The 16,029-nt window shown below is 46.8% G+C and carries 16 protein-coding genes; 9 read left to right on the top strand and 7 right to left on the bottom strand.

The annotated features are described in order from the left end of the window. The first annotated feature begins 258 nt into the window (after nucleotides 1-258). From SWOL_RS12665 to SWOL_RS12635, 7 genes are all read left to right on the top strand, one after another. Nucleotides 259-942 (top strand): PIG-L deacetylase family protein, encoded by a 684-nt coding sequence (locus SWOL_RS12665; protein WP_041427603.1) that lies wholly within the window; start codon nucleotides 259-261, stop codon nucleotides 940-942. After that, on the top strand, nucleotides 939-1,976 hold the full coding sequence (locus tag SWOL_RS12660) for a glycosyltransferase (RefSeq protein ID WP_011641817.1): 1,038 nt from the start codon (nucleotides 939-941) through the stop codon (nucleotides 1,974-1,976). Before SWOL_RS12665 ends, SWOL_RS12660 begins: the two co-directional genes overlap by 4 nt. A 337-nt stretch (nucleotides 1,977-2,313) precedes the next feature. Beyond that, entirely contained in the window at nucleotides 2,314-3,171 is an 858-nt protein-coding gene (locus SWOL_RS12655) for an MBL fold metallo-hydrolase (RefSeq protein ID WP_011641816.1), read from the top strand. Beyond that, a complete protein-coding gene (locus SWOL_RS12650) occupies nucleotides 3,168-3,611 on the top strand; it encodes a hypothetical protein (RefSeq protein ID WP_011641815.1) in 444 nt (147 codons plus the stop codon). The genes SWOL_RS12655 and SWOL_RS12650 overlap by 4 nt, the downstream gene beginning before the upstream one ends. Before the next feature lie 6 nt (nucleotides 3,612-3,617). Next, entirely contained in the window at nucleotides 3,618-4,454 is an 837-nt protein-coding gene (locus tag SWOL_RS13805) for a response regulator transcription factor (protein ID WP_049750139.1), read from the top strand. After that, nucleotides 4,451-5,578, top strand: coding sequence for a HEAT repeat domain-containing protein (locus tag SWOL_RS12640; RefSeq protein ID WP_041427602.1), 1,128 nt, complete (start codon nucleotides 4,451-4,453; stop codon nucleotides 5,576-5,578). Before SWOL_RS13805 ends, SWOL_RS12640 begins: the two co-directional genes overlap by 4 nt. Beyond that, nucleotides 5,575-6,969: a glycosyltransferase family 2 protein gene (locus tag SWOL_RS12635; RefSeq protein WP_011641812.1), complete on the top strand. Its 1,395-nt coding sequence runs from the start codon at nucleotides 5,575-5,577 to the stop codon at nucleotides 6,967-6,969. The genes SWOL_RS12640 and SWOL_RS12635 overlap by 4 nt, the downstream gene beginning before the upstream one ends. Nucleotides 6,970-7,040: 71 nt before the next feature. Here the strand turns inward: SWOL_RS12635 and SWOL_RS12630 are convergent, their stop codons facing one another. Continuing rightward, on the bottom strand, nucleotides 7,041-7,661 hold the full coding sequence (locus tag SWOL_RS12630; protein ID WP_011641811.1) for a protein-L-isoaspartate(D-aspartate) O-methyltransferase: 621 nt from the start codon (nucleotides 7,659-7,661) through the stop codon (nucleotides 7,041-7,043). Nucleotides 7,662-8,083: 422 nt separating this feature from the next. Here SWOL_RS12630 and SWOL_RS12625 point away from each other — a divergent pair, with 422 nt between their 5' ends. Then, nucleotides 8,084-8,962, top strand: a complete 879-nt coding sequence (locus tag SWOL_RS12625) for a hypothetical protein (RefSeq protein WP_011641810.1) — start codon at nucleotides 8,084-8,086, stop codon at nucleotides 8,960-8,962. 142 nt (nucleotides 8,963-9,104) lie between these two features. On the opposite strand, the gene SWOL_RS12620 is transcribed toward SWOL_RS12625, so the two are convergent. Further along, nucleotides 9,105-10,796, bottom strand: a complete 1,692-nt coding sequence (locus tag SWOL_RS12620; RefSeq protein WP_011641809.1) for an NADH-dependent [FeFe] hydrogenase, group A6 — start codon at nucleotides 10,794-10,796, stop codon at nucleotides 9,105-9,107. 201 nt (nucleotides 10,797-10,997) lie between these two features. On the opposite strand from SWOL_RS12620, the gene SWOL_RS13800 reads away from it, so the two are divergent. Beyond that, on the top strand, nucleotides 10,998-11,966 hold the full coding sequence (locus SWOL_RS13800) for a PAS domain S-box protein (protein WP_011641808.1): 969 nt from the start codon (nucleotides 10,998-11,000) through the stop codon (nucleotides 11,964-11,966). A gap of 63 nt (nucleotides 11,967-12,029) precedes the next feature. Here SWOL_RS13800 and SWOL_RS12610 read toward each other — a convergent pair whose 3' ends face one another. The 5 genes from SWOL_RS12610 to SWOL_RS12590 form a co-directional block, all read right to left on the bottom strand. Then, nucleotides 12,030-12,500 (bottom strand): PaaI family thioesterase, encoded by a 471-nt coding sequence (locus SWOL_RS12610; RefSeq protein ID WP_011641807.1) that lies wholly within the window; start codon nucleotides 12,498-12,500, stop codon nucleotides 12,030-12,032. Between the two features lie 135 nt (nucleotides 12,501-12,635). Next, a complete protein-coding gene (locus tag SWOL_RS12605) occupies nucleotides 12,636-13,160 on the bottom strand; it encodes a peptidylprolyl isomerase (RefSeq protein ID WP_011641806.1) in 525 nt (174 codons plus the stop codon). An 8-nt stretch (nucleotides 13,161-13,168) separates the two neighbouring features. Next, the gene (locus tag SWOL_RS12600) at nucleotides 13,169-14,005 is read right to left on the bottom strand and encodes a MetQ/NlpA family ABC transporter substrate-binding protein (RefSeq protein WP_011641805.1); all 837 of its coding nucleotides are present in this window, start codon (nucleotides 14,003-14,005) and stop codon (nucleotides 13,169-13,171) included. 6 nt (nucleotides 14,006-14,011) lie between these two features. Beyond that, on the bottom strand, nucleotides 14,012-14,725 hold the full coding sequence (locus SWOL_RS12595; protein ID WP_011641804.1) for a methionine ABC transporter permease: 714 nt from the start codon (nucleotides 14,723-14,725) through the stop codon (nucleotides 14,012-14,014). Beyond that, on the bottom strand, nucleotides 14,712-15,749 hold the full coding sequence (locus SWOL_RS12590) for a methionine ABC transporter ATP-binding protein (RefSeq protein WP_011641803.1): 1,038 nt from the start codon (nucleotides 15,747-15,749) through the stop codon (nucleotides 14,712-14,714). Before SWOL_RS12590 ends, SWOL_RS12595 begins: the two co-directional genes overlap by 14 nt. Between the last annotated feature and the right edge of the window lie 280 nt (nucleotides 15,750-16,029).

The following is a 16,029-nucleotide window of genomic DNA, read 5'->3' as shown; positions in this document are numbered from 1 at the left end:
CTGGGGTAGGTAAACTAAAAAAACTCAAATAGTTTACCTGGTTTCATTATAAGCGGCTGGCGGCAAATGGCAAGCAGTTTTTATAAGTGCGGGATGAGGTTAGCTGTAAAGGCAATAAAGGGAATAGTCAAATTGAGTTATATGAACAATAGATGGTATAATTTTATCAATAAGTCTTGGAATGTTTGGGCTTTTATAAAGCAATAAATTAAATAGTGGAAGTAAAAAAGTTTGCGGAGGAGGCTGGAAGCAGTTGCTATGGAAAATATTATAGTGTTTGCTCCCCATCCTGATGACGATATAATTGGCTGTGGCGGCAGTATTGCCCGGCAGCTGCAACAGGGAAATAAGGTTTCCATAGTCTATCTTACTTCCGGGGATGCGGGAAGCTTGAAACATATAAAGAGGAGAATGGTGCAAATCCGGGAGGAAGAAGCACGGAAGGCCGCAGCCTTGCTTGGGGTCAGCGAGCTCTTTTTTTTCCGCAATCCTGATGGGTATTTGGAGTTTAAACGGGATAATCTGGTAAAAATCATTACCCTGATCCGGGAAAAGAGGCCTATAGCGGTATACATACCACATAGTAAAGATCAGGTCAGGGATCACCGGGTTACCCACGAACTGGTAGTGGAGGCTTGTCATAGGGCAGCAGGGCCCTGGTTTCAAGAATGTGAAGGCCAGCCCTGGTCAGTGGGAAATATTTTTGGTTATGAAGTCTGGACGCCCCTGCAAGATCCAGCTTATGTTGAAGATATAAGCGAATTTATGGAAGTTAAACTCGATGCTCTGAGACTGCACCGTTCTCAATTAGAGGAAATCCGCTATGATGAGGCTATAATGGGCTTGAACCGCTACCGGGGAATAATGACGGGAGAAGGGGATTATTGCGAGTGCTTTGAACTGCTCCGGGCCAATATTTCTATAAAAAGGGGGGCATTATGAACTGGGAATCTACGCCAGTTCTGATGCTAACACCTTTCCACCATATGCAGCGGGGGAATACCTTGACCACGCTGCGCCTGCAAACGGCCTTAAGACAGCGAGGTTTCACCGTGGATCTTTTGTCTTTGGAGGAAAAGGGATGGCGGGATAGCCTGCGCGAGTATCTAATTAACGGCAAGTATTCGCTGGTGCACGGTTTTAATGCCCGCTATTTTGGCGGGGTGCTGACGGAGTTTCCTGAGCTCCGAAATTTGCCGCTTATTCTAACCACAACCGGCAGCGATTTAAATTATGATCTCAAGAACTCGGGGAGAGACCTGGTTCTGGCTGCTTTTGCCGCAGCAGAGAAAATCATAGTCTTCCATGATTATTTCCAAAAATTAATTGGGGATGCTTATCCGGAGTATTGTTCTAAGCTTTCAACCATACCCCAGGGAGTATGGCTGGAAGAAAGTCCTCCCATAAAACGAGAAATGATAGGGCTGGCAGCAGATAATATCGTATTTGCTCTGCCCAGCGGCCTCCGTCCAGTAAAAGATATCGAACTGGCTATTGATGGGCTGCAAAGGGTGTATAAGGATTTTCCTGAGCTTCGTCTGCTGATTATTGGCCCAGTGATTGATCGGGACTATGGCCAAAAGATCAAGCAGCGGGTAAGTGAGCTGAATTGGGTATTTTATCTGGGAGAAGTTTTACATAGTGATATGGGAAACTATTTGTCGCTGGCTGATGTAATACTCAACACCTCCCAGGCGGAAGGACAACCCCAGGGATTGCTGGAGGGTATGAGCCAGAACAAACCGGCTATATTGACTGCTGTACCGGGAAATCTGGACATTATTGAGGAAGGACGGCAAGGATACTATGTAAGGAACCAGGAGGAATTGGCTGTGGCAGCCCGGAAGATGCTGTCCTCGGCGGAAAGCCGTCAAAGAATGGGCTGGGAGGCCGGGAAACTGGTAAAAGAAAAATTCTCGCTGGCCAGGGAAATACAGAGCTATGCAGAATTATATCGTCAAGTCCTTAGTCCTTAAGCCCAATATAGCTGATACGGGGACGTTGACACGGGGACGGGGTTGTTGACAACTTTATCCTTCATGTCAAAAAACTATTTTTGTACTAACCCCACTGACCGCAACCTTAATAGCGACCGCAGGGAGCACCAGGCGTACCCGCAGGATGCAACCTTAATAGCGATCGCAGGGAGCACCAGGCGTAGCCGCAGGATGAGGGGTGCAGGGTGAGGTCCACAACCACCGATGAAAATAGGGGCATTACAGGAGGTTATTATAGATGCTGATTCACGTAGATGCATTATAATATATATCAGAAGAACCGTCCCCATGATATACATACGAGGAGAGTTTTACTATGAAAGTACATGTCCTGGCCAGTGGGAGTACAGGAAATGCCGTTCTATTCCAGTTTGGAGAAAGCAAAATACTGGTGGACGCCGGCATCAGCTGCCGCCGGATTGAGAACGGACTCCAGGCAATAGGTACGAGAGCGGGGGAATTGGACGCAGTATTGCTTACTCATGAACATACAGATCATATTAAAGGACTGGATGTATTTATCCGCAAGTACCAACTTCCTGTTTTCGCCCGACCGGCTACCTGGAGCAAGATTGATTGCCGTAAAAAATTTCCCGGGGAATGTATTAAAGAGTTGGAGGGGACTTTTTCCCTGGGAAAGGTATTGATAGAACCCTTCGCTATTTCCCACGATGCCATTGATCCGGTAGGATTTTGTTTTTATTATGGGAAACGAAAAGCGGTAATTGCAACTGACCTGGGAATGGTAAGTAGGGAAGTGGAAAAGGCTCTATCTTTTTCTGATATTGCCGTTTTGGAATCCAATCATGATCCCCAAATGCTTAAAAATGGGCCTTATCCCCCTTATCTTAAAAAACGTATAGAAGGCAGGGAAGGTCACCTCTCGAATTTTGATACTGCCCGCCTGCTGAGTACTGTGCCCCGCCATAATCCCATGCAGGTTTTACTGGCCCACATCAGCCAGCAGAATAATCATCCTATGCTGGCTCAGCAAACCGTAAGTAAAATTATGCAAGATTCGGGTTGTGAAGTAGGTCGAGAAATCGGTATATATCCCACTTTTCCTCACCACGGGATTACCTGTACCATGACCAGAGTATTTGCCGTTAATGCGCCTCTTTTTCAATGGGCAGATTTACTGGCGAAGCAGGACGGAAGGGGGAAAGCCAATTGAGTACAAAAGGCCTAAATTCGGATACTTCGAAGGAAACGGAAGCTCTGCTCTTGGAGTTGGGTCGGCAGGAAAAGGAGAAATTGGAGAAACTAAATCAGCGCATTGCTGAACAATGGAAAAAGAACCGAGACTTGCAGAGCGAGATTTTTGCTATGATACGGGAATTAATGCTGGTGCAAAGCCTGGATGGAAAAATTAGCCAGCAGGTACTGCGGCAGGTAATGATATGGGAGGAAGCCCGTAAAAAGGGAAGGGAAATAGTAAGAGCAGAAAGTGAGCGTGCTGGAGAAAGCCAGGAACAGTTGCGGGATTCACTCCGCTTGTTGGATCAAATCTACCAGCAAGCAGGAGTAGTTTGCCCCGAAATGCCTGCTCCAGGGGAGAAGAAGCAGAACTTATCAGAAGAACCGTTCCATGAAATATTACGGGATAGGGGTTGATGAAGTTTGGCTTTCAAACGCCGCTTTATTTCAGAACCAGAAGCCAGAGAGCAACTATTGGCCGAAAGGCAAGAAGAAATGAAAAAGATTATTGAGGAGCGGGAAGAGATCCTGGAGAAATTACAGGAAGAAGAGCAAAATCTCCGGGTAGAACATGAGTATCTACAAGGTCAATTGCAAGCTGCTGTTGAGCACAAGGATATGCTGCAGGAACTCTTGCCGTTGATAGAAATCTATCTTCACCGCAGCCGGGAGCATTGCTTAAAAGATATCCGTTGTTTTTGGGAGATGGCCAGCGGTCTTTGTTCCCCATCAGAAGGGAAAAATGAAGCAATTGACTATGAACCGCTGCTTCTGGAAATTACAGAAAATTATAAACGAGCAGAGGATGAATATTCTGCCGGAAGAGAAGAAAACAAAGCTGCTGGCAAGCTAGATGAAACTTCCACACCGTCCCATTCTCGCCGCGCCTTTATTACTGATGATGATAGCATCATCCGCTCCTTGCTGAAGATTATCCTGGAAAGGGAAGGTTTTGAGGTTATTGAGTCGGGTGATGGGCGTGACGCCAGCCGGCGCATAGCTGAAATGGAGCCTCCGGATATTTGCATATTGGATATAATGTTGCCATTTATAGATGGTCGCCAATTGGTTCGGCAAATCCGGACTAAATCTAGCTGGAAGTCTACTCCGATTATTATGCTTACCTCCAGCTCCAGTGAAAAAGAAATTGTAGATCTCCTGGAGGCCGGGGCCAATGACTATATGTTAAAACCCTTTAATACCAGGGAACTATCCGCGCGGGTACGGCGGTTGACCGGATATGAGATTAAGGGTGATTGAACTCCAACGGGAGCAACTGTAGAAGTGAAGGTGAAAATGCTATGAACAAGCTCATTGCCCATCCAGAGCCAATTATTAACCTGGTTATACTGCTTGCCATAGGAATTATTACTACATCCTTACTTTTACTATTGCTAATGCTGAGGGTGCGCCTGCACCAGGCGACCCAGGAAGATCACAAGAAGCAGTTGCTGTGTATTTGGGAACCGGTGCTGGCAGCGGCCAGTATTGATTGTTCTGCCGTACAGTTGCCTGCTTTGGCTAAGAAGGATTACCCTGATGTTCTAATTTTATGGAATCGTTTTCAAGAATCCATGCGTGGCGAGTCTAAAGAAAACCTGATTATACTGGGGCAGAAGCTGGGTATTGAAGCTCTGGTAGAACGCATGTTAAGCAGCAAAGATGAATCGGAGCGAACCATTGCGGCCCTTACCCTGGGCAATATGGGTGCTAGAGAGTCCTGGCCAGCTTTAGAGAAAATGGCATTAACAGAAGTTGGACTATCAGGTCAGGTTGCTGCACGAGCCCTGGCCCGTATAGATTCAAAAGCTGCCGGTCCCATCCTGATACCTCTCTTCATCCAGCGTCATGAGTGGCCGCAAAGTAGAGTGGCCGCGATTCTCAGTGATATGGGGGCTGAGGTTATTACCACCCCCATGATATCCGCGTTATTGAGAGCTTCTCCCGAAGAACTGGCCCGTTTTTTGCGATACCTGCCTTTTGCCTATCAAAGTGAGGCACTTGAGGCCCTGCGGCTATTGCTGTCTGAGCACAGCGAAGCAGAAGTTTTGACCGCCTGTCTGGTAGCCATGAGGAATTTGGCTGAAGATCGTGATATAGCTGTGATAAAGAACTTCCTTCATCATCCTGAATGGGCGGTGCGGGTTCAGGCGGTAAATACCATGGCCCGGCTGGCCCGTCGTGAGGATCTGCCGGAAATAATAGCTTTACTGTCTGACCCCAACTGGTGGGTGCGTTATCGCTCAGCCCAGGCTTTGGCGGAACTCCAATTTATCAGTTGGGAAAAGCTAGAAGAAATTATAAACCAACAGGAAGATCGTTATGCCCGAGATGCCTTAACCCAGGTAATGGCGGAAAAGCAAATTAGGGAGAAGAAAAGATGAAAGTTCTTATAATCTTACAATGGATATTTCTTCTTTATATGCTGGGTTTGAGTTTGAGTTACCTGATCTTAAATCTCATTTCCATTGTCACCATCACGCGTTATATGCGTTCCCATCGTTTGAGCGATTTTCTGGAGTCATTTTCCGATTATGAATTACCCATAAGTATTTTAGTACCTGCCTACAACGAGGAATCCACAGTGGAATCAACCGTTCGCTCCCTCTTGCAGCTATCCTACTCGGAGTTCGAGGTTATCGTAATAAATGATGGTTCTCGTGACCGTACCTTATCGATTCTGCAAGAAAGCTTTGGCCTGGTTAAAGTTCCCGAGGCTTACCAGCAGCGCTTGCCGGTTAAAACCATACGCGGCTTCTATAGATCAAGCTATTATCCCAATCTGCGGGTAATCGATAAAGAAAACGGAGGGAAGTCCGATGCCTTGAACTCCGCTATTAATACCTGTCGCTATCCCTTGTTTTGTTCGGTGGATGCTGACTCCATCCTGCAACGTGACAGCTTGAAACGGGTGGTACAACCCTTTCTCGAGAATCCTTTGACTGTGGCTGTAGGGGGAACTATTCGTATAGTAAATGGCAGTACGGTAGAGGGAGGATTCCTAACGAAAGCAGGCCTGCCAGGCAAGATGCTGGTTCGTTTTCAGATTATCGAATACTTAAGGGCTTTTCTATTTGGACGTTTGGGCTGGTCTCCGCTAAACGCTATACTGATAATATCTGGTGCTTTTGGGCTTTTTCGCAGGGAACAGGTCATAGAAGCCGGGGGTTACAGTACTGATACGGTAGGAGAAGATATGGAACTGGTGGTACGGCTCCACCGAATGTTAAGGTTAAAGGGGCAGCCCTACCGTATCACCTTCGTTCCCGACCCGATTTGTTGGACCGAGGCTCCAGAGGATCTATCCAGCCTGCGCAGGCAGCGTAGCCGCTGGCAGAAAGGCCTGGCGGAAGCTTTAAGCAAGAATATTCAACTATTGTTTCATCCGCGTAGTGGAACGGTAGGATGGCTGGCTTTTCCCTTTATGATTATTTTTGAGTGGTTCGGGCCGGTAGTAGAAGTAGTAGGCTATCTCTTTGTTCTTTTTGGTTTCTTGACCGGGCTGGTTTCACCGCTGGTTTTTGTAATCTTCTTTACCCTGGCACTGGGTTTTGGTGTATTGATTTCGGTTATGGCCCTTTTATTGGAGATTATCTCTTATCGTATATATTCAGAGCCCCGCCAAATTCTAATTTTGTTCCTGACCGGAATATTGGAAAACTTCGGTTATCGCCAATTAATCAGTCTGTGGCGCTTGGAAGGTCTGGTGAAATGGATTAAAGGTGGCAAATTACAATGGGGAGAGATGGTACGCAGGGCGGATTGGCAGAAGTAGTTTTGCTTGTAAATACCCTCAGCAACCTTAATAGCGACTTGCCACTCAAAGGCCGGCACGGGAGTAAGCGGCTAATCGCTTGCTTTATCCTGCATTCCCCAGCCATAATCTCCCTTGAATTCAACAAAGCGCACTTCTCCCTGGGATTCCTGGCTTAGCTTGCCGTCCTCTCCCTTTTTGACCAGTATTAATTCCTGCATACTGGGGGGGCCTAACGGTAAAAGCATGATGCCACCAACTTTTAGCTGCTCCAACAGGGGTGGGGGAATGGAGGCCGCGCCTGCAGCTGCGATGATGCGATCATAAGGGGCAAATTCCGGCCAGCCTTGACTACCATCACCTATCTGGAAATTAATGTTGCGGTACCCCAGTTCTTTAAGCCTGCTTTGCGCTTTTTTCGATAGCTCCGGTATTAGCTCCATACTGAAGACTTCAGCCGCAAATTCAGCCAGAAAAGCGGTTTGATAGCCGGAACCAGTGCCTATTTCCAGTACCCGGCATTTTTTATTTAGCTCCAGGGCCAGGGTCATTTCCAGCACCAGGCTGGGTTGGGAAATAGTTTGCCCAAATCCGATGGGCAAAGCCTGGTCACAATCAGCCATGTTTTTGTAATCGTCATCAATGAAATGTCTGCGATCCAAACGGTGGAAAAACCGGATTATTTCGCTGGAGCTATCTGCTACGCGCTTCATTTGGCAAGCATTCCTTTCGTAAGTAGTGAGGGGTAATGGGTAAGGGGTTTAAGTTATTTCTTGCTACATCTTACTATTCAAGCGCCTACTAACTTACTTTTCATCGGTGGTCGTGGCCCCCGGGCCATGGGGGGTTAGTAAGAGAATATGGTTTTTGACGCAGAGGGACGCTGATTTTTATGATTAACGCTGATTCTTTTCTAAAATAGCTTAACCTTAACTACTATTTTACAGATGGTTGTAGCCTCTAGCCATGTGGGGTTCTACTGAATTTATTAATATTCATTAGCTTATCCCTATCGCCATTCTAGCATTAATAAAAAAATATGGTTAATTGTAACATCATAATGGGAGTACTTGCTTTTTTACTACATATTTGTCTTATTTTACTCATATATTTTGCAAAAAGGAGGTAGAAGCTCTTGGTACTTAATCTAGCCAAGCACCGGCTGGCTTTTTTTATGGTTCTATTTTCCTGCTTATTCCTGCCTTTCATTTTCAAGTCTGAATCAATAAAAGAAAAAATAAAGCCTGAGCTTGTTGAACAGAAAGCAATTCAGGGAGAATATCTTTCCTGGGAGGAAGTGAACAAGCTATTTCCTAAATACGCCAGGGCAACGCTGGTGGATCTGGATACACAAATGAAATTCCACATACAGAGAAGGGGAGGCAGCTATCATGCTGATGTTCAACCACTGACAGCTGACGACACTTCAATAATGAAAAAGATATATGGTGGGGAGTGGAGTTGGAAGCGAAGAGCCGCTATACTCCAACTGGATAATGGCAGAATGATTGCAGCTTCAATGAACGGGATGCCGCATGGCAGTGGTGCCATACCCAACAACAATTTCCCAGGGCATTTTTGTGTTCATTTTCGGGACAGCACAACCCATGGCAGCCGTAAATCCGATTGGGGTCATAGAATAATGATATGGAAAACTGCCGGAATATTGGATAGAGAACTAAAATTGTTGGAACCGGAGGATATTATCCGGGTGTTTGTGGTGGCAATGGATCAAGGGGATAACAAAATAGCGGGCAAAGTGATGAGCGGTAGTAAAGAGGATGAGCTTTCCCTGGCTGTTGCGGAAATAAAGTATATTCGCCTTGATAAAATAGAAAAAAAAGAAGATAATCTCTACCGGGTTGGTATAAGGCTGGCTTTAAAGGGTTCAAGCCGGGAATATCTGAAAAATGTAGAGGTCAAGATCTTGCAAAAGGATGGAGCATGGTTAATTGATTATGGTTTTTTGCGCCGCTCTTTGCGCAGCCCCCAAAATCTAAAAGCTTTTTCGTAGGTTTACCTGAAGGCCATAGACGCAGAAGGGCGAAGTTGTCAACAACCCCGTCCCCGTGTCAACTCGTGTCAACTAATGGGAGATTAATAAAAAAAGCACTTCCTTAGGTGGAAGTGCTTTTTTGAAGTTCTTTTCAAAAGTATTATTTCCCGGAGGGATGATAATGGGTGTGGAGCAGTTCGTGGGATTTGTGTCCCAGGGGCTCCTTGAGGAAATCTTCATATAGTTTCTTGACTTCAGGATTATCATGGGATTTGCGCAGCGGAAGACCCTCATCTTCAACGTAAATTGCTTCAATTCTTTCTTTCTTCTTGGCAATGGTGGAAGGTATGGGCTGGCCTCCTCCACCGATACAGCCACCAGGACAGCACATTACTTCAATAAAATGATAGGGGGAAGTGCCGGCCTTGATTTCATCCATAATCTTGCGGGCGGCACCCAGAGAGTTGGCTACGGCCACCTTTACTTTAGTTCCGCTCAAATCCACTTCGGCTTTCTTCATACTCTCAAATCCACGAACACCGGTGAAATTGACATCTTCCAGGGTTTGTCCGGTTACTACTTCATATACGGTACGCAGGGCTGCTTCCATAACGCCGCCGGAAGCTCCAAAAATAACCCCTGCACCAGTATAGGCACCCAGTAAAGAGTCAAAATTAGAAGGTTCAAGCTTATCCCAGTAGGCACCTCCCATTCTAAACAGCTTGCCCACTTCCCGGGTAGTAAGCACCAGGTCTACATCACGAAAACCACTGGCATTCATTTCTGGCCGCTGGGCCTCAAATTTCTTGGCGGTACAGGGCATTATGGATACGGAATAAATTTTGGCCGGGTCTATCCCCATTTTCTCGGCCCAATAAGTCTTGGCCAGAGCCCCGAACATCTGCTGCGGGGATTTGCAGGTAGACAGGTGATCCAGCTGGTCGGGATAGAAGGTTTCAATAAAGTTGATCCAACCGGGGCTGCAGGAGGTAAGCATGGGCAGGGTGCCGCCTTCTTTCAGCCGTTTTAACAGTTCGTTGCCTTCTTCTAGTATGGTGAGATCGGCAGTGAAATTGGTGTGGAATACATAATCGAAGCCCAGTTGCCGCAAACCAGCTACAAAATTAAGCATATCCAGGGCACCGGTAGTAATTCCCAATTCTTCTGCCACTGCTACCCGCACCGCCGGAGCAATTTGGGTGATAACGATCTTTTCTGGGTCCGCTACAGCAGCCAAAAATTCTTCCACTTCTTCATTTTCGATTATAGCTCCTACTGGGCAGACCAGGGCACACTGGCCGCACATAACACATTTGGTTTCAATCAGGGCCTTGCCATCAATAGTTTGGGGCACCCCGTTTTTGATTTCCAATGCACCTACCGTTTGAACATCATTGCACATTTCAACACAGCGCAGGCATAATGTGCACTTGGAAGGATCGCGAACAATGGATGGGGTAGACCTGTCTTGAGGAAGTTTCAAGGGTTTGTGTTCGAATGAACGGATGATTAGGGTTCCGGCCAGAGTTTGCAGCTCGCAGTTCTGGTTGCGGGCGCAGTTCAAACAGTCCTGGGGATGTACCTTGAGAATCTTTTTCAGGTTGTTTCTCTTTTCAGCGATTACTCTGGGGGTGTTGGTCTTAACCTCCATACCCGGGGCAACCACTTCGGAACAGGCGGTTTTGATTTCCCCGTTTACATCAACCACGCAGACCTTGCAGTTATCTTTTACCTGAAGGTCGGGGTGGCTGCACAGGGATGGAATCATGAAACCAGCTGCCGCTGCCGCCTGCATTACGGTTGATCCTTCGGGAACCGAAGTCTCAAAGCCGTTTACCTTGATAGTGACCATACCAAATTCTCCTCTCTCCCTTTTATGTTTACCGCTTTATGCGTTCTGTCCTTAGTTTATTGATTGTGAAAAATAGTGTCAAGTGGAATATTTCCACCATCACCCATATTTGTCACTGGCTTCTCTGGTTTTGATAGCCGTGTTCGACTATAATTAATTTGTCGAAAAAAGGGGTTTATTAAAGAAAAAGGGAGGAATGAGATGAGGTTCAGGCTGGAAATTGGAGCGGATAGTAAAAAACAAGGCCTTAATATGGGAGAGGAACTGAGAAGATTTCTTGATAATCTGCAGGATTTCGTATTTGTTATGAATTTAAACGGGCAAATTCTGCATGTTAATCAAGTAGTGATAGATGTGCTGGGTTATTCATATGAAGAAATAATTGAACTTGAGGTTTCTGCATTGCATCCCCTGGAATTAGGGGAAGAGGTCTGCAAAATTATGCAGGCGATAAAGGATGATTCGGAAAACCGTTGCGACCTGCCTATTCTAAATAAAAAGGGTTCCAAAATCCAGGTTGAAACCAGGGTTAGCCGGGGAAAGTGGGGAGGACGGGAAGTTCTATTTGGAATCAGCCGGGATATAAGTCGCTTTAAAAGGCAGGAAGAAGAACTGCGCAGTAGTGAAGCCCGCTATAGAATGGTGGTAGAAACCCAGACCGAATTGATAGCCCGGGTAGATTTTGCGGGAAGTATAACTTTTGCAAATAAGGCCTTATGCCGCTACCTGGGCCGTAGTCGGGAAGAATTGAGGGGAAGGAATTTTTTGGAGTTCATATATCCTGAAGATCGAGATAAAGTTTTCCAAAGAATTAGGTCTCTTACTCCGGAATCCCCGATTATTAATAACGAGCATCGGATTGTTTTGCCCAGCGGCGAGATATGCTGGCAGCAATGGGTAAACCAGGCCATTTTTAATAATGAAGGTATACTGTTGGAGTATCAGGCGGTAGGACGGGATATAACCGAAAATAAAATAATGCAGGAAAAACTTGCCTTTCTAAGCCTGCATGATTCTTTAACCGGTCTGTATAATCGGACTTTTTTTGATGAAGAAATGCATAGATTAGAGGGTGACCGCTACGATTCGGTAGGGATTATAATCTGTGATGTTAATGGGCTTAAACTGGTAAATGAATTCATGCTTCGCCGGCTTGTTATCTTCTTGTAAGCCTTATTCGATAAGGGGTTTTTGCAGCAAAGCATAAACTATTACTACAGCGGGGAATTATTTTTAATCATCATAGACCTTCCAGTATTCACCTTCCGCATCCTGCCACATCTGCTGAAATTCACCGGAAGGACGAATAACCGTGGCTTCACAACGGGCGGTAACAGTTCCATCGGCCAACCTTATTTCGCCGGCTACCCGGGCATAACGCCGGCTGCCCCGGATCAGCCAGCCGATTACTTCCAACGGCTGTCCGGTAGGGGTAGGCTGGATATATTTAACCTCTAGGCGAGCGGTTACCATAAGATTGTCAAAATCGCCGTTCAGTAGGGTAGCCCGGCCCGAAGTCTCGTCCAGCAAAGCAGCAATGATTCCTCCGTGTACGAATCCGGGGTAGCTGTTGAAGTGTTCGGGAATAGTTATATTGGCCCGTACCTGTTGCTTTTCCAGGTCATTATAAAAATCTACTTTTAGACCCACTTCATTTTGCCGACCACAAAGAAAGCAATTTCTTGAGTTAGGTTGTTTTTGCATGGTGATACTCCTTTCCGGTTCAGCGTTTCCGTTAAGTTTTTTAACCTTTTTCAAGATGCGATTTGAAGAATAGCAAACAAAGGGCAGGGGAACACAATAGCAAAGCTGCTGTGTCCCCCTGAATGTCCCAATAGTTTAAGAAAAATTTTCTACTTCAGGGTATTCCTGACCAAATGTATCTATACTAACGCTGAGCATCCTTTGAGCTTCTCGAGGTTTATCCCGGAAATCCCGAGCTGCCTTTACAATCTGATCCACTACTTCCAGGCCTTCAATTACCTGGCCGAAAGCGGCGTAATCGCCATCCAGATGAGGGGCGGGAGCTACCATAATGAAAAACTGGGAACCAGCGGAATTAGGAACGGCCGTCCTGGCCATGGAAAGAACACCTCTTTCGTGGGAGAGATGGTTGGGAAAGCCATTACTGCTGAACTCCCCTTTGATACTGTAGCCAGGGCCCCCTGTTCCGCTACCCTGGGGACATCCGCCCTGAATCATAAAGCCGGGAATAACCCGGTGAAAGACCAGGCCATTATAAAACCCCTTTTTTATCAGGGAGATAAAATTGTTGACCGTATTGGGAGCTACAGCAGGAAAAAGTTCCGCCTTTATCAGCCCCCCGTTTTCCATCTGGATAGTTACCAGTGGATTATTGTTCATAGCATCACCTAAAAGGCCAAGACTACGGCCGGGTAGTTAGTCTTAAGGAAATCAGCAATTTCCGGAGATTGCAGGGCTTTACCCAGCTTTACGATACTATCCTTATCTTTATCTTCGGGTCTTACTACCACTACATTGGCAAAGGGTGAATCGCCTGGTTCCACAAAAACAGCTTTCATGGGATCCAGCCCGGCATCCAGGGCATAGTTGGTATTGATGCAGCAGATAGCTGCATCCTGCAGTACCCGGGGCAGGGTGGCAGCATCGGCCATTTTTATCTCCAATTTTTTGGGATTTTCTATAATATCCCTTTCGGTAGCGGTGACACCGGCACCTTCTTTTAATTTAATCAAGCCGGCGCTCTGCAGCACGGCCAGGGCACGGCCGCTGTTGGTCGGGTCATTAGGGATACCCACGATGGCCCCGTCAGCCAGTTTGTCCAAATTATCGATCTTTTCTGAGTAGATACGCATGGGCTCGGTATGTATCTTTACCGTCCATACCAGCTTGGAATTAGTTTTGGCATTGAAGTCCTCCAGATAGGGAATGTGCTGGAAGAAGTTGGCATCAATCTGCTTATCGTTCAGGGCCGGGTTTAGTTGAGAGTACTCGGTAAAATCCTTTATTTCCATCTCCACCCCTTGTTCGGCCAGCTTGGATTTAACCATTTTCAGCATAGCGGTATGGGGTTCACCAATAGCTCCTACCACCAGTTTTTCGGTGGCCTGCTTTTCCGGGGCTCCTTTATCCGGCGCGGCTTGCTCGGTCTTCTTACTGCAGCCTGCTGCCAGGCCCAGGGCCAATATCAGGCAGGCAATAAGTACAATTGATAAGGTCTTTCTCATTATTTTTTACCTCCTCTTGTTAATTATTCTACCGGCGGCTTTATCGCCCAGCATCTGTATTCCCTGTACGATTACGATCAAGACGATTACGGTTATCCACATTATTCCGGTCTGGTAACGCATGTAACCGTGGTAGTAGGCCAGGGTGCCCAATCCACCTCCTCCCAATACACCTGCCATGGCGGAATAACCAACCAGGTTTATAGCAGTGATAGCCACCCCCAGAACCACTGAGGGCATAGCTTCAGGCAGCAGAACTTTACTTATTATCTGCCAGTTGCTGGCCCCCATGGATAGGGCAGCTTCTATCAAGCCCCAGTCAATTTCTTTCAGGGAAGTTTCCACCAGCCGTGCTACGAAAGGAATGGCTGCCAGGGAAAGGGGCACAATGGAAGCTACGGTACCGATGGAAGTACCAACTACCCAACGGGTGAAGGGAATGGCCAGGATGAGCAAGATAATAAAGGGCAAGGAACGAACAGCATTGACAATAGAACCCAATACCTGGTTCAGCTGCAGGTTCTCCAGGATATGACCTTTTTCGCTGGTCACCAGGATAATGGCCAGGGGCATCCCTAGCAGGTAGCTGACGGCGGTGGACAAGAAAACCATATACAGGGTTTCCCAGCTGGCAAAGAGTACGGCGGCTGGAACCCAGTCATAGTCTCCCAGGTAAGTAGCGAAGAAAGCAGCTAGATTAATACCACTAATTGCCAGCATGGTTTAAAACCTCTATTTCCAGGCCGCATTTCCGCAGGAAATCCAGGGCCTCATTGATGGTGTTAACCGGACCTATTAATTCCAGGGTCAGGTTGCCAAAAGGGATGTCTTTTACCTGGTCGATGTTGCCGTATAATATATTGGCAGCTATCGCGTATTTCTGTACCATGGAGGAAATGATAGGTTCCCCCGCCGAGGGTCCAATAAAGGAGACTCGGATCAAACGACTGCTGTTTGAGCCATGGTCTATGACCTGGCGGTGCAGGATTTCCGCCGGGATCTCGCGGTTGATTATGGAGTTGATAAAGCTGCGCGAGGTCGGTGTTCCGGGATTGGAAAATGTATTTAATACATCACCGACTTCAACTATCGTACTGTCATCAATAACCGCTACCCGGTCACAGGCGTCCTTGATTACATTCATATCGTGGGTAATCAGAACGATAGTCAAGCCCAGCTTGCGGTTAATATCTTTCAGCAATCCCAGGATGGAGCGGGTAGTCTGGGGATCGAGGGCGGAGGTAGCTTCATCGGAAAGCAAGACTTTGGGATCGTTGGCCAGGGCCCGGGCGATGCCCACCCGCTGCTTTTGACCACCACTGAGCTGCTCCGGGTAAACCTGGGCTTTATCCGTCAAACCCACCAGTTCCAACAAGGCATTTACCTTTTGAGCCGCCTCGTTTTTAGGCACAGCGGCAATCTCCAGGGGAAACATTACATTTTCAAACACCGTACGGGAAGAAAGAAGATTGAAATGCTGAAAAATCATGCCTATCTTCTGGCGAAGCCGGCGTAATTCCAGGGAGTTCAGAGAACCTACATCCTGCCCGTCAACCATAATAGTGCCTTGAGTAGGTCTTTCCAGCATATTGATGCAGCGGATAAGGGTACTTTTGCCGGCTCCGCTTAAGCCGATTATCCCGAAGATTTCTCCCTTTCTTATGGAGAGACTGACTTCTTTAAGCGCCATTACCTCTTGGGGACCGCTGCCGTATATCTTGGTCAGGTTGCTGATTTCAATCAATACCTCTGCCTCCCGGACATATTAAAACCCACTTGCCCGCAGCATAGCGGCAAGAGGATAAATCCCCTCTCATCCAGCTAAAATTAGGACAAACGGATGCCAATCCCCGTATTGCCTTAGGGCATTTTTACCGGGCTCGTCCCTCTAACACTCGAAGAAGGGAATAGAAAAACGCTCTACTTCAATAATATATTAGCACGCAGCTATTATGAGGGTCAATAAAACTAAAATGCCAGCGGGGACTCTAAAAACTTAATGACTTACTTTTTTATGCACAAGC

Origin of the sequence: Syntrophomonas wolfei subsp. wolfei str. Goettingen G311 (assembly GCF_000014725.1) — a bacterium.
In the GTDB taxonomy this organism is placed as follows: Bacteria; Bacillota; Syntrophomonadia; order Syntrophomonadales; family Syntrophomonadaceae; genus Syntrophomonas; species Syntrophomonas wolfei.
The sequence above is the reverse complement of the archived record's forward strand: the minus strand, read 5'-3'. Positions and strand labels throughout refer to the sequence as shown.

Bases quoted from the DNA above. Each gene is read 5' to 3' on its own strand.
- SWOL_RS12665 (WP_041427603.1), top strand. From the start codon at position 259: ATGGAAAATATTATAGTGTTTGCTCCCCATCCTGATGACGATATAATT.
- SWOL_RS12660 (WP_011641817.1), top strand. From the start codon at position 939: ATGAACTGGGAATCTACGCCAGTTCTGATGCTAACACCTTTCCACCAT.
- SWOL_RS12655 (WP_011641816.1), top strand. From the start codon at position 2,314: ATGAAAGTACATGTCCTGGCCAGTGGGAGTACAGGAAATGCCGTTCTA.
- SWOL_RS12635 (WP_011641812.1), top strand. From the start codon at position 5,575: ATGAAAGTTCTTATAATCTTACAATGGATATTTCTTCTTTATATGCTG.
- SWOL_RS12630 (WP_011641811.1), bottom strand. From the start codon at position 7,661: ATGAAGCGCGTAGCAGATAGCTCCAGCGAAATAATCCGGTTTTTCCAC.
- SWOL_RS12620 (WP_011641809.1), bottom strand. From the start codon at position 10,796: ATGGTCACTATCAAGGTAAACGGCTTTGAGACTTCGGTTCCCGAAGGA.
- SWOL_RS13800 (WP_011641808.1), top strand. From the start codon at position 10,998: ATGAGGTTCAGGCTGGAAATTGGAGCGGATAGTAAAAAACAAGGCCTT.
- SWOL_RS12610 (WP_011641807.1), bottom strand. From the start codon at position 12,500: ATGCAAAAACAACCTAACTCAAGAAATTGCTTTCTTTGTGGTCGGCAA.
- SWOL_RS12605 (WP_011641806.1), bottom strand. From the start codon at position 13,160: ATGAACAATAATCCACTGGTAACTATCCAGATGGAAAACGGGGGGCTG.
- SWOL_RS12600 (WP_011641805.1), bottom strand. From the start codon at position 14,005: ATGAGAAAGACCTTATCAATTGTACTTATTGCCTGCCTGATATTGGCC.
- SWOL_RS12595 (WP_011641804.1), bottom strand. From the start codon at position 14,725: ATGCTGGCAATTAGTGGTATTAATCTAGCTGCTTTCTTCGCTACTTAC.